Here is a 12896-nt window from a genome sequence, read left to right as displayed (position 1 = left end):
CCGAGGGCAAGCGTGAATTGATCCGGTGGCGTCCTTATCCCACTATGCGCGCGAGATAAGAGAGAGGATGGACGGATGGCGACCACGGCCGACTATGGCTTGGGCGAATTCACTTTTCCCCGTGGCTGGTTCATGATCGCGCGGGCCGAGGATGCCGTTGCCGCGCCCACCGCGCTGCGCATGTTCGGGCGCGATCTGGTGCTGTATCGCGGGGAAAGCGGGCGGGCGGCGCTGCTCGATGCCTATTGCCCGCATATGGGCGCGCATCTGGCGGCCGAGCAAAGTTCCGGCGCGGGCGCGCGGCGGATTGAGGGGGACTCGATCCGTTGTCCCTATCATGCGTGGCGCTTTGGACCGGACGGCATTTGCAACAATGTGCCCTATTTCGACGGGCCGCTGCCGCCCGCCGCGCGCGTGCGCGCTTTTCCGGTGGAGGAGCGGTTCGGATGCCTGTTCGCATGGCATGATCCCGAGCAGATGGAGCCGGACTATCCCCTGCCCGACCTGCCGGAATGGGAAGATGCCGCCTGGGTGCGCTGCATCTATGATGATCTGGGGCAGATACCCGTCCATCCGCAGGAGATTATCGACAATCTGGTCGATGCGCGGCATTTCGGGCCGGTCCACGGGCAACGGCTCGCCTATTTCAACTCGCGCTTCGACGGCGTCACCGGACGGCAGCTGTCCGGCGGAGGTCATGAGACGATGACCAGCGAGGGCGGCGTGCTGGACGTCGATGCTTATTATACTGGGCCGGGCATCCTGATCGCGCGCTTTTCGGGTGAGACGGATGCGGTGCAGATCGTGCTGCATACGCCGGTCGAGGATGGCGTGACCCATGTGTGGCATGGCATCATCACGCGGGGACGGCAGGTGCCGCCCTCCGCAGAGGATGTGACCTTGCATGGCCAATATCAGCAGCTTGGCCTGTCCGCCTTCTCGCAGGATTTCGAGATTTGGCGGACGAAGGCGCCCGCGTTGCAGATATTGCGCCTGCCGACCGATGGGCCGTTCCACCGCAACCGCGCCTGGTATCGGCAATTCTATAATCCGCGCGCGCAGGCGGCGGGCCATCAGGGCCGCGCCAATGGCGACCATGCCACCAAGGGGCTGGATCAGGCGCCGACAGCCGCAGCGGCCGAATGACATTCATAACGAACAGAGGATAGTATAGAAATGAACAGGGATTTCCCGGAAGGCGCGGCGCTGATCTTTGGCGGGAGCGGCGGGATCGGCAAGGGCGTCGCGGTCGAGTTCGCCAAGTCGGGCACGGACGTCGCCATCTGCTATCGCAGCAAGAAGGACGTGGCCGAAGCGACAGCGCAGGCGATCGAAGCGCTGGGCGTGAAGGCCAGCCTGCATCAGGTCGATGTGCGCGATCGCGCTTCGGTGGACGCGGTCGTCGCGTCCGCCACCGCTGCCCATGGCCGCGTGCATAGCGTCGTGTGGGGCGCGGGGCCGCTGGTGCCGCAGGTCGCGATCGCCGAATGGAGCGACGAGCAGTTCCGCCAGGCGATGGAGGTCGAGGTGTTCGGCTTTTACAATGCCGCCCGCGCCTTCATCCCGCACATGCGCGAAAAGGGCGGTGGGTCGTTCGTCCATCTGGGATCGGCGGGGCATGACTGGTGGCCCAAGCTCGATGGCCTGTCGGTGGCCCCTAAGGCGGCCAATGAAGCGCTGATCAAGGGCATCGCCAAGGAAGAGGGCAAATATGAGATCCGGGCCAATTCGGTGCTGGTCGGCGTCATCGACGCGGGCATGTTCCACGAACTGACCGCGCAGGGCGTGTTCGACGATTATTGGATCGCGGAGACCAAGAAGCTGCTCTGCCTCAAGCGCTGGGGCCAGTCGGAGGATATTGGACAGGCGGCGGTGTTCTTCGCATCCGAACGCGCCCGCTATGTGACGGGTCAGGTGATTTCGGTGTCGGGCGGCTTTGGGGTCTGATGCTGTCGCAGCGCGGTTTGTGAGAGGTTTTTAGGGGAGGGTTTTACCACCCTCTCCCTTTCCGCTTCCTGTCCGCTAGAGCATGATCATGTTTGCATGATCGTCACCCCGGACTTGCTCCGGGGTCCCGCTTCTGTTCTGACGCTGCCGAGGCAGCGGGACCCCGGGTCGAGCCCGGGGTGACGGAAAAGGAGCCTAGCGCGTAAACTCATACGAGCGGGAAACCGATCCTGATCTGGAGTGCGAAGCTCTAGGTCCGTCGCAGGACATGTTCGACGCTATCGTCGGCTGTACCGGCTTTCCCTTCGTCGCAGCCGACTTCCTTTTCCAGCGCGGCGCGGATTTCTTCGACCTCGTTCGCGCTGCGATGCTCTATGCCGATGAACTGTTCGCGCGCGGCGTCCAGAGCGCGGATGACCTCGTCCAGCTTTGCCTGCATGGCGGCGGCGTCGCGATTCTGGCTGTTCTGGATCAGAAAGACCATCAGGAAAGTGACGATGGTCGTGCCGGTGTTGATGATCAGCTGCCATGTGTCCGAATAGCCGAACAAGGGGCCGGTCACGCCCCATATCAGAATGAGCCCCAGCGCGAACACAAAGCTGAGCGGCTGGCCAGCGGCCGAGGCGATCCGGGTGGCCATGGCGGTGAAGATGCGGTCCATATCATGTCCCTAATGCTGCTGCCGCTGGTCATTCGGAACCAGCAACATTTAGAAACATTCAACCAAGCGAAATGATCAACGCCGCTGCGATAAAAGCCACGGGATACGCAATATCTACCCTGAGCGTGATCGTCTTAGACGGGAGCATCGGCATTAAGGCTGCTTTTCCGTCGCCCCGAGCTTTACCTGGGGTCCCGCTGCCTCGACAGCCTCAGAACAGAAGCGGGACCCCGGATCAAGTCCGGGGTGACGAGTACGCAAGCATGATCATGCCCTAGTCGCCGGAGTGGTGACATGCATCGTCGGCATGGGGCTGCGACGGCGCAGCTTGCCGCATAAATCTGCTGATCATGGTGGGTGAGGGAGCAGCCCGCGCCGCCATCTGCGACTGCGAGCAGGCTCCCCTTGCTACCCGTAGATCAGAGTTCGACCACCGACAGGATGTGGCTGTCAAAGCCCGGCCACACATAGTCGAACTCCAGGATCAGCGTGTCGCCGATCTGGCCGCTCGTCAGCAAATCCGTCTCGACGAACAGCTGAAGGCCGTTGCGGCCATAGGCATAGCGCGTGACGTTGCCGAAGGCGGGTGACGCGTCCAGTTGCGCGTCGATTTCCGCATTGCCCTGACGGGGGCGATTGACCTTTACCTTCAGGCGGCCCTTCAGGTCCGGATCATTTTCGTTCGCGTCGATGAGGGCAAGCGTCATCTTTTCGATCACTTCGAAAGAATCGACCAGCGTTCCGATGTGGAACGTATATTCGGGATCGGAGTCGACAGCTTCGCGCAGCGCGGCAACCGCGGCATGTTCCTTGTCCGTGCCATAGCCCAGCGCTTCGCGCGCGGCCTTGTTCAGCGCGGCCTGCGCTGCGGGCAGCGCGGCCAGGTAAAAGATGCCATCGCCGCGGCTGCGGTTGTCGTTATGCACCACGAAACGATAGAAGTTTCCCTGGGGAAAGGGCAGCATCTGCGTTTCCACGAAGCCCAGAAGCGTCAGCAGCTTGGCCGCGACAGGGCCGTCCTCCGCATTCGGATAATATAGGGCAACATGCCCCATCGAACGCATGCAATCCTGTGCCTCTACCGCCAACGTCGCCATTTCATGTCTCCTGATCCGGCCGCTCACACGGTCCGTATTACGTGGAAAATCCGCCCGATCGGGCCATCCATCCTGAACGCCGTTAGTTGCGCCAAGCAACCGTTGGCGCAACCTGATCCGCCATTATGCCGCCTGCGTGGAACTACGCTTGTCGAGTGTGACATGCAGGCCATTGGTGCGCTTGTGCATGTCCGGCGTCTTGTCGCGCGGGTTATAGAACTGCTTGTACCAGCTGCGCACCTTGCCATAGGGGCCGTCATTGGGGATGACGAGCGGGTTGAGGCACGCCCTCTTATTCTGCCAGATCTCGACATCCTGGGCGAAGGCCAGGCGGCTGCCTTCCTGATATTCCAGCGCGGCGGCGCGCAGATCATCGGTGATGGGCGCGGTGCCGTCATTCACCTGCACCATCAGGCCGTGCCAGACGCGGATCTTGCCATCCTCGATCGGCGTGTGGGTGATCATGATGAAGCTGTCGAACGTCCCCGCCATCTCCGACTGGAGGATCGAGGGGCCGGTGTACCAGGTGTCGAGCGTCAGCACGTCATCGGGATTCTGCACCAGCGTGCGGTGCCCGGCGGCATAATATTGATGGACGATATGATCCTTGAACTCATTGGCGAAGTAGACGAAATCCTTCGCGCCATGGATCGGGATGAAGTGGCCAAAGTCGGCCATATTGTCGACCACCTCGATCGGGTGGATATCAAGATCGCCCATATAGTCGATCTTCCAGTTGACCCAGCCCGGCGCGTCATAATGGCCGCCAAAGTCGGGCAGGTCGAAATTGGGTTCGAGCCCTTCAGGATCATGCCAGATCCAGATCGTGCCAGCCCGTTCCATCGCCGGGAAGGTCTTGAGCTTGGCTGCCTTGGGCACGAAGTCGGAATAGGGGATGTTCTTGCACTGACCGTCGGGGCCATATTGCCAGCCATGGAAGGGACAGCGGATCGATTCGCCCTCCACCTGCTCGCCATCGCGCACGATATAGCTCGTCGTGTTCTTCGCCAGATGCGCGCCCATATGCGGACAATAGGCTTCGGTCACATAGACCTTGCCGCTCTCGCCACGGTACATCACCATGTCCTGACCGAGATAGCGCATCGCCTTGGGCGTGCTCGTCGCCTCGGCGCTCTCGCCCACCATGAACCAGCCACGCGGAAAGGTGAAGTCTCCCAGACGATAGTCCGACGATGTCGCCATTTCTTGATCCTCTCACTCGCTACCTGACGTAGCAGGACGGGCCGTTCGCCCATATGAACCATATGGCGATCAGCCCGACCACGATAACTGCTGCCATATAATTTACGCAAAGCCATCCGCCCGCGCAAGTTACTTATCGCCAATAAGCTTGAACCGGCCCTTAATACTGCGCATTGGAGAAACGGCCGCCCAGCGTCATCCCGACGTTGCGTAGGCCCGAAATCATGCGCCGTGGCCGCTTAGGCCATCGCCCGCGCGGCCGATATGGTTTCGCGCAAGGTCGCGAGCAAGGCGTCGAGATCGGCATCATTGGCGACGCTGACGTCCAGCATGACGGCCCCCTTGGCGACCCGTGCTCGCCCGATGCGATCGCCGTCTGCGAGGATCACGATCTCACCCATATCCCTGGGTCGCCGCGCGGCGGCTTGACGCAGGCGGGACAGAACCGTTGCGGATGGCAGCATCGGCCCGTCACCGGCCGCGCGCGCCTGCTGCTCTGTCGCGATGATCCGCGCTTCGGCGATCACGTCCGCTCGCTGCTCGTTCCTGCGCAGCAAGGGGGTCAGCAATTCGGAATAGCGGACCTTCAGATCCTCCTTCGTGGCGAAGGCCTGGATCACCTCTTCGGGCAGTTGGGCAAGCGCGAGCAGGCGGCTGAGCTGGCTGTTAGACAGGCCCAGCGCTTGCGCCATGCGCGACTGGACGCCGCCATAGAAGCGATCCACCGCCTGCTGATAACTGCGCGCGCGGTCGAGTTCGCAAATGTCGGCCCGTTCCCGATTCTCTATATCCGCGAGACGGAAGGCTTCCTCATCGGATAGCTCGACCAGCAGCGCGTTGAGGCGCAATTCAGGGCGGCCATTATGATTGAGCCAGTCGATCGCAAAGCGGCGGCGGCTGCCGACGAGCAATTGATAGGGCTGCTCCGACGCGCCGGTGTTCAACCGCACCAGCACGGGAATGCGGTTGCCGCCCTCGGCCGCGATGGATTCGATCAGCGACCGGCAGCTGTCGGGATTGAGGCCCGGCTGATCGCGCGGATTGCCGTCCCAGACCACGCATTCGTCCGGCCGGATCAGCATCGGCGCCCGGCTGTCGATCCTGGCCTCGGCAAAGCTGGTGAGCCGGTCGTCCAGGCGACCCAGCGCCTCCTGCTCGACCATGGCCGCGCGGCCGATTTTGCCATCGCGGGACAGCGTCGCCATCATCTCCCGTATCAAGGCCACCATTCCATCCATCCTCTATTGCCGGGACTGCACTAGCGCCATGTGCCTTGCCCCGCCCGCTGGACTGCGTCCGTAATGGTGCGAGTGAGGGGCGGCGGGAGCCTTCTTTGCGTGTACGCAAAAGCGGGGTCGGCATAGGATGACTCCGCGCCATCGACGATCACGGTCGATGTCATGGTCCGGGCAAGACCCAGAAGATAGGCGACGCGCGACCGGTTGCTTTCCGATGCACAGGCCGTGTGCAGGAACGGGCTGTCCAGCTTCACCATATCGGGGGATAGCGCCATCAGCTGCCCGACCGAGGCGCGGCCCGAGCCGAAGCGCGATACCGATATCCGGACGCCCAACGCGCGCAAGGTCCTGACGAAAGCCAGCGCGTCGCGAAACAGGATGATGTCGCTATGGTCGCTGATCTCGATCACCAGCCGCCGTGCGACCTGTGGCGCTTGCCTTAGCCGGTCGAGCAGTTCGCCCCAGCCCGCCGCTTCACCGTGCAGGTTGAGCGATAGGCTTTGGGGCGAAAGCGCGACGGACAGGCAGGCGGTCGGATCGCCTTCCAGTTCGCGCAGCACGTCGCGCACCAGCAATCGGTCGATCAAGTGGGCCAGGCCGAGCCGCTCCAGCGCGGCGTAGCTTGTGGCGCAGTCGGCTTGGTCGCCGGTCAGCGTCGCTTCATGATATAGGGTTCCGCGGTTATCCTCTGCCCGCGACACCGGACGCCAGCGGATGAAGGCTGTGCCGTCCTGCACCTGATGCAAGAGAGCGGCGGCCTGCGCCATGTCTTTGCGGTAGAAGGCTGTGGCCTCGCCGGGTCGGATGGCAATGGCCCCCTGATGAAGGCTGGAGGCCGTCAGCCGGGCGCGCGCCTCCCCTTCCCCAGTGGCGGCATGGCCTGCGGAAACGGACAGCAATATGTCGCGGCCTTCGTACCGGAACGGTTCGCTGTCGAGTGCCTCGCAGAGCCTTTCGCCTAGCCTTCCCACAGGCAGGGATCGCATGAGCGGATAGCGCGCTGTCAGCGTGATCTGGCCTCCCTCCACGTCGCGAAGGTTGATGCGACCGAGATGCCGACGGGCCGCATGGGTGAGATGATCGACCGCGCCACCGGCGGCATCGGCACCATAGGCCGCTTCGATCGCAGGAAAGTTATTGAGACTTATGACGAGCAGATGCTCGGCCTGATGGGGTTTCGTCAAAGGCAGATCCTTTCAGTGAACCCGGCGCACAAGGAAAGGGACGGGAAGGTTTGAGGAGGCGGCGACCACCGCCTCCTCTCCCCTCCGTGGGAAGGCTCAGCGACCCAACAAGCCTCCCAACAGGCCGGTAACCGGCGCGATCGGGCTTTGCTCGCCCGTCGATGGAGCCGAAGCGCCACCGAGCAATCCGGTTACTGGCGCCAGCAGCGATTCCCCGCCGCCGCTACCGCCTGCGGGCAGTGCCGGGGCCAGTCCGTTGACGGCATCGAGCACGGAAGCGACGCTGTCGACGGTCGATGTCACCGTGGCGACGACTGGCGCGGTGCCGGTCACGACCTGATTGACCGCAGCGCCCGCTTGCGCCCCCAGCACGCCGCCGACGAGATTGCCGACCGGCGCGAGTCCGGCCTCCACGCCCGCCGTGGTCGTGGGCACCGCCACATCGACGATCGTCCCCTGCGTCAGCACGTCGGCGGTCAGCAGCTGACCCTGCGCCGGGGCCGTGGTGGACGGCAACAGGTTGACCCCGACCAGCGTGCCGCTGGTGGAGGGACCCGTTACCGCCTCGCCCCCGACATTGGCGCCGATCAGCGGCCCGCCCAGCAACCCGCCCGGCGCTGCGCCGCCACCGCCGAGCACGCCTGTCAGGCCGCCCGCGACGGTTTCAACCAGCCCCGTAACGGGGGCAAGCGCGCCATCGCTGCCGACAAGCGGAGCCGTGATGGGCGCGAGCGCGCCGTTCAGCGTGTCGAGCAGTGGCGCCGTTACCTGAGTGGCGGCGGAGGTCACCGTTGCCACGACGGGCGCGAGGCCATCGGTCAACTGGGTGACGGTGCCGCCCGCCTGATCGCCCAGCAAGGTTCCGGCGAGCGAACCCACCGGCGCCAGTCCCTGCTGCACGCCCGCGACGGTGGTCGGCAGGGTGGCCTGCACAACGGTGCCATCTCCATTCAGCAGATTGACCGTGGCAACGGTTCCGGTTGCGCTCCAGGCGTCCGACAGGACATTCAGGCCGACCAATGATCCGGGGCCTGTCGGACCCGTGATCGCCTGGTTACCCAGATTGACGCCGATCAGCGAGCCGCTGGTTGGGCCGGTCGGGCCACTGGGTCCAGACGGGCCGGTCGGACCTGTGGGGCCACCGGGTCCAGTAGGGCCTGCGGGACCTGTCGGGCCGTTCGGTCCTGTTGGGCCGCCGGGGCCTGTCGGACCACCTGGACCCGTAGGACCGTTCGGGCCGGTGGGTCCACCTGGACCCGTGGGACCGCCTGGACCCGTTGGGCCACCGGGGCCGCTGGGGCCGCCCGGACCCGTGGGACCGCCTGGACCCGTTGGGCCACCGGGGCCGCTGGGGCCGCTGGGACCGGTTGGCCCTGATGGCGTCTTGCCGCCTGCCGTGCGGACACTGAAACCCACGCCATCGGAGCAGGCGCCGAGTAGGAAAAGCGGAATCGCCGTGGCGCAAAGCAGCAGACGCCGCCCTGACCGCGCTGGCCCAACCAAAGACATGCTACAACCTCCCTGTTCAATGCGAACATCATCGCAAGGCCACAAGGCTAAGCACGGCATTCCCTTACGGCTTCTTCTAAAATCACCGATTTGGTGAGATTGGGGTTTTGGAGGCGAAGAGGTGTGGGAGGGGATGTGGGAAGCGTGGGGTTAGGTACGCAAAGGGTGCGAGGGTGTGGTTTTTGGGTGGAAAGTGGGGGCGAGGATAAGGGAAATGGGGGTTGGGCGGCTTTGAACGGCGCAAAAGGGCGGCTTCGCGACGTTGTCCACCTTTGTCCATTATGGTTCGATCTGTCCGATATAGTCTGCGGGCGTGGGAAGAGGAACTGATTAGGCGAGCGGCCTTACTCCCTCTCCCCTTCAGGGGAGAGGGTTGGGGAGAGGGGAGCAACGTCGCCTTTCAGTCCCCTCTCCCGCCTTCGCTACGCTCGGCACCTCGGCCAGAGTCACGTGCCTCTGGCCGACCCCTGAAGGGGAGAGGGGCCTGTAGCGCTTCGATGACAGCTCGCCTCACCGCCAGCGTGGCCCTTCGACCCAGGTCACCAGGCTCCGCCGCACCCCCGCCGTCACCGGCAGCACCCGATGTTGGAGGAAGGACGGAAAGATCAGCAGACTTCCCCGCGCCGCGAAGGTCGCGCCGGGTTGAGCCACGCAGAAAAATTCGAACGCGCCGCCTTCATACTCGTCCGGCTCGGACAGTTGGACCACGACCGACAGCTTGCGGTCGAACGGGCGGCCTGATTCCAGCCACACATCCTGATGCCAGTCATATTTGCCCTGCTGGGTGGCGTGATATTCGGTGAACTGCACTTCATAGGGCGCGACGATGTCCACGCCGAAATTGGTCCGGTTGGAGGCGCCGACAAATTGCATCAGCCGGTCGATAATGTCCTTCTCCCGCAACGGATCAAACCAACGGATGATGGAGGATCGATAGGTCTGATCGTCGCGACTGCTGTCCGCAAAGCCGACCGTCGCCGACTGGTCGGCATAGAAGTCCGCCCGCTTGACGATGGCATCGCATTCGGCGGCCGTCAGTGCCGACGGCCACACTTCCCACACATTGTTCATGATCTAAGCCTTCCTTTGCGTACACGCAAAACGGGGTCAGAAGGCGCGCCCGATGCCGAAGAAGAAGCGCGCCCGGCGCGAATCTGCGCTGGCGGCGCGCTTGATCGGCACCGCAACTTCCGCGCTCGCCCGCCATTTGCTGCCGATGCCGATGCGCACGCCGCCACCAGCCGATGCGAGCGAGAAATCCTCCGCAGGCAGGCGGTATTGGGGTCGGGCCACCGCATGCGCGACCGCGCCATCGGCATAGGTGAAGAGCGTCGCCTTTTGCAAAACCCCGGATCGCGCGGGGGTCCAGCTTAATTCAGCGCCGCCCGCAATGGCCTGTTCGGCGGTCCTGATCCCCAACGGGAACGCCATGCCAGCGCCGCTGCCGCCTAATGAAAAGCGCTCTGTCACCGGCAACCTGTCGCGGGAATATTGCGCCTTTGCATTCAGTTTCAGGGCGACGCGCTTCGACAGGGTGCGCACGGCCACCGCCTGCACATTGACCTTGGTGAAGATTTTTTCCGAAAAGCCGGTAAAGGCCCGCGCGCCCAGTATGCCCACGCCCCGGCTGACGACCGCCGACAGGGCCTGCCCTTGCCGCTGATCGGAGTGCGACCAGGACGCGCCCAGCCGCACCGCCCGCGATTTATAGTCGCCAAATCGGACATCGAGGAAATAATTGCTGCTGTCGATTCCGTCGATCGACGCAGTGACGGTCAGGTTGGTCTTGTTGGAGCGGACCAGCGCGTGGCTGATCGTCAGCCCCGCCAGCGTCGCTTCTCCTTCGATCGGCCGGTCGCGGACGCGGCTTTTCATATGGGCGATATTGGCGGACAGGGTCGTGCCGTTGCTGCCGATCGGGGTGGAGTGGCTTAGGGAAAAGAGTTGATAGCGCTCGGGGTAGAAGGGCAGATAGCCCGCGATCCGAGTGCTGTCGCCTTCGCGCAGTAGCCCATTGGCCGTGACCGACAATTGCGCCTGCACGCCGTCGATCACGTTGTTGACGGCGCTATTGTCGATCAGGATGCCGATCTGCACTTGCTCCCGCTTGACTATCAGGTCCAGGATCAGGTCGCCTTCGCCCCCGCCTTGGCGCACTCGCGCCTCGACGCTTTGGCCCGGTATGTCGCGCAGCAGGCCCAGCGCGCGTTCCAGCGTCGCCTTGCGCAGCGGCGTATCGCGCTTCAGGCGCCGCATCTGCGCGTCGATCAGGCGGATCGGCATGCTGGGGGAAACGCCCGCCAGCCGATATTCCTTCACCCGTCCTTCGACGATCTTGACGATCAACTGTCCCCCTGCGGGCACCTGCGCCGGGATGGACACGGAATAAAAGGCGATGTCGCTGCGGGCGTAGGCATCGCTTACCGCCTTCGCCACCGCCTGCAATGTCCCACGCGTCAATGGCCGTCCGATCAACGGAGCCACCGCCTCGTCCAGCAGCGGCGCGGGCAGCGAACTTCCCAAATAATGCACCCGCGCCAGTCGAACGCTTTCGGCCGCATTGCCCACCGTTCCGACCGCAGGGGCGGGCGCGGCGACAGGCACGGAAGGGGAAGGGGCAAGGCCCGGTGCGACCCGATCGGCCCTGTCCCGGTCTATGACTGGCGCCGACGTGGCCTGTCCCGGCCCGGCGATCTGCGCCGCTGCGGGAGCGGCCATTGTGACGAGCGCCACCGCCGCCACAATCGCCTTCAGCCCATCCAGAACCCTGTTAAAACCCATTTGCCCCATGCCGCCCCACGCCATGGAAAATGGCGCCTGCCAGCATTAGGGCCTAGAGCAATGTCTTTGCGATTTGGCCCCGAAGTGGAACCGATTTGGTGCATTTCAGCCCGATTCTCCATCGGGACAAGCGGCGATTGTCACCAGATTGGCGGGATCGGCCCAGAGGTGGAGCGGGAAGGGCGTAGGGCCGGTCGAGCCGTTGCACCCGTCAGTCCTCCCGCGCTGGAGGCGAGAGGAGAGAAATTACGCAGGTTGCGCCCCTTCCCCTCCGTCAGGCCGTTGGCCTGCCACCTCCCCATCTGACGATGGGGAGGATTTATTTAACGCCCGGCACTCCCAGCAGCCGCGCCTCGTCCTTCAGCCTTGCGGCCTGCCCCGGATTGGCCTTGCGCGCCGCCTCATACGCCGCCTGCGCCTTGGCCGTTTCGCCGAGCGTCATCCGGCTGCGCATCAGCATGATCCAGCCGTCGACATTGCCGGGATTGGCCTTGAGCTTGGCCTCCAGCCCCGACACCATACCCTCGATCATCGCGTCCTGCTGGCCCTTGGGAAGCTGCGACGCCGACTGCATCTGCTCGCGGCTTGGGCCGGGGATTGCCGCTGTCGCGACCGAGCCGATCGGCGGATGCGGCGCGGTGGGCTTTACTGCGGCCAGGCGTTCCTCGACGTTGATGCCGTTGATCTTCCCCACCTGCTCGATCGTGCGGCGCAGGTCCGCTTCCCATGGCGCGCCGGGCGGCGTGTCGGCGAGCAGGGCCAGCCAATCGCGGATCGCGCCCTCATGATCCTTGGCGAGGTCCTTGCGCACTGCCTGGAAGTATCTCGCGCGTGGCTCCTTGGGGTCGAGCTTCACCGCCTTGTCGAAAGCATCGGCGGCTTCCTTTGGCATCGGGTCATGCTCGCTCGCCATCACGACCGCTTCGCCGAGCGATGACCAGAAGGTCGCGTTGTTCGGGGCGAGCTTCACCGCACGGCGATAGGCGCGCGCCGCGTCGGCGTGGCGGCCATTTTCGAAATAGGCCCAGCCGAGCATCTGCCAGCCTTCCGCATCGTTGGGATTGGCGCCGACCCGCTCCTGCAAGCCGCGGATGACGCTTTCCGGATCGGAGGGCTGCTGGCCGGGCGCGGCGAAGGGGGCCGACGCGGATGCTGTCTCCGCCTTTTCCGGCCGGTCGCGCCAGACATTATAGCCGACTGAAACGATCGCCAGCCCCGCCGCTCCGATGAGAGCCATGCGCCCCACGCTCAGCTTCGCCACTTCCACACCCCCGAT

Annotated in this window: 11 protein-coding genes; 2 read left to right on the top strand and 9 right to left on the bottom strand. The window is 64.2% G+C overall.

Annotation, left to right across the window (positions count from 1 at the left end; all coding sequences use genetic code 11):
* Positions 1-75 precede the first annotated feature (75 nt).
* Positions 76-1146, top strand: coding sequence for a Rieske 2Fe-2S domain-containing protein (locus ACZ5ZH_RS13640; protein WP_464773256.1), 1071 nt, complete (start codon positions 76-78; stop codon positions 1144-1146).
* Between the two features lie 30 nt (positions 1147-1176).
* Positions 1177-1947: an SDR family NAD(P)-dependent oxidoreductase gene (locus ACZ5ZH_RS13635; RefSeq protein WP_464773255.1), complete on the top strand. Its 771-nt coding sequence runs from the start codon at positions 1177-1179 to the stop codon at positions 1945-1947.
* A 250-nt stretch (positions 1948-2197) separates the two neighbouring features.
* On the opposite strand, the gene ACZ5ZH_RS13630 is transcribed toward ACZ5ZH_RS13635, so the two are convergent.
* The 9 genes from ACZ5ZH_RS13630 to ACZ5ZH_RS13590 all read right to left on the bottom strand — a co-directional run bounded on the left by ACZ5ZH_RS13630 (position 2198) and on the right by ACZ5ZH_RS13590 (position 12881).
* On the bottom strand, positions 2198-2608 hold the full coding sequence (locus ACZ5ZH_RS13630; RefSeq protein WP_449469518.1) for a low affinity iron permease family protein: 411 nt from the start codon (positions 2606-2608) through the stop codon (positions 2198-2200).
* A 419-nt stretch (positions 2609-3027) separates the two neighbouring features.
* A complete protein-coding gene (locus ACZ5ZH_RS13625; protein WP_449469519.1) occupies positions 3028-3705 on the bottom strand; it encodes a hypothetical protein in 678 nt (225 codons plus the stop codon).
* 123 nt (positions 3706-3828) lie between these two features.
* Positions 3829-4908, bottom strand: a complete 1080-nt coding sequence (locus ACZ5ZH_RS13620; RefSeq protein WP_464773254.1) for a Rieske 2Fe-2S domain-containing protein — start codon at positions 4906-4908, stop codon at positions 3829-3831.
* A 239-nt stretch (positions 4909-5147) separates the two neighbouring features.
* Positions 5148-6137, bottom strand: a complete 990-nt coding sequence (locus ACZ5ZH_RS13615) for a ParB/RepB/Spo0J family partition protein (RefSeq protein WP_464773253.1) — start codon at positions 6135-6137, stop codon at positions 5148-5150.
* Positions 6138-6166: 29 nt separating this feature from the next.
* The gene (locus tag ACZ5ZH_RS13610) at positions 6167-7330 is read right to left on the bottom strand and encodes an EAL domain-containing protein (protein WP_464773252.1); all 1164 of its coding nucleotides are present in this window, start codon (positions 7328-7330) and stop codon (positions 6167-6169) included.
* A gap of 96 nt (positions 7331-7426) precedes the next feature.
* On the bottom strand, positions 7427-8839 hold the full coding sequence (locus ACZ5ZH_RS13605) for a hypothetical protein (protein WP_464773251.1): 1413 nt from the start codon (positions 8837-8839) through the stop codon (positions 7427-7429).
* 510 nt (positions 8840-9349) lie between these two features.
* Entirely contained in the window at positions 9350-9910 is a 561-nt protein-coding gene (locus ACZ5ZH_RS13600; protein WP_464773250.1) for a 2OG-Fe(II) oxygenase, read from the bottom strand.
* 36 nt (positions 9911-9946) lie between these two features.
* Positions 9947-11620, bottom strand: coding sequence for a ShlB/FhaC/HecB family hemolysin secretion/activation protein (locus ACZ5ZH_RS13595; protein ID WP_464775247.1), 1674 nt, complete (start codon positions 11618-11620; stop codon positions 9947-9949).
* A gap of 319 nt (positions 11621-11939) precedes the next feature.
* Positions 11940-12881 (bottom strand): tetratricopeptide repeat protein, encoded by a 942-nt coding sequence (locus tag ACZ5ZH_RS13590; protein ID WP_464773248.1) that lies wholly within the window; start codon positions 12879-12881, stop codon positions 11940-11942.
* Positions 12882-12896: the final 15 nt, after the last annotated feature.

This window comes from Sphingobium sp. TomMM7A (assembly GCF_055397305.1).
The sequence above is the reverse complement of the archived record's forward strand: the minus strand, read 5'-3'. Positions and strand labels throughout refer to the sequence as shown.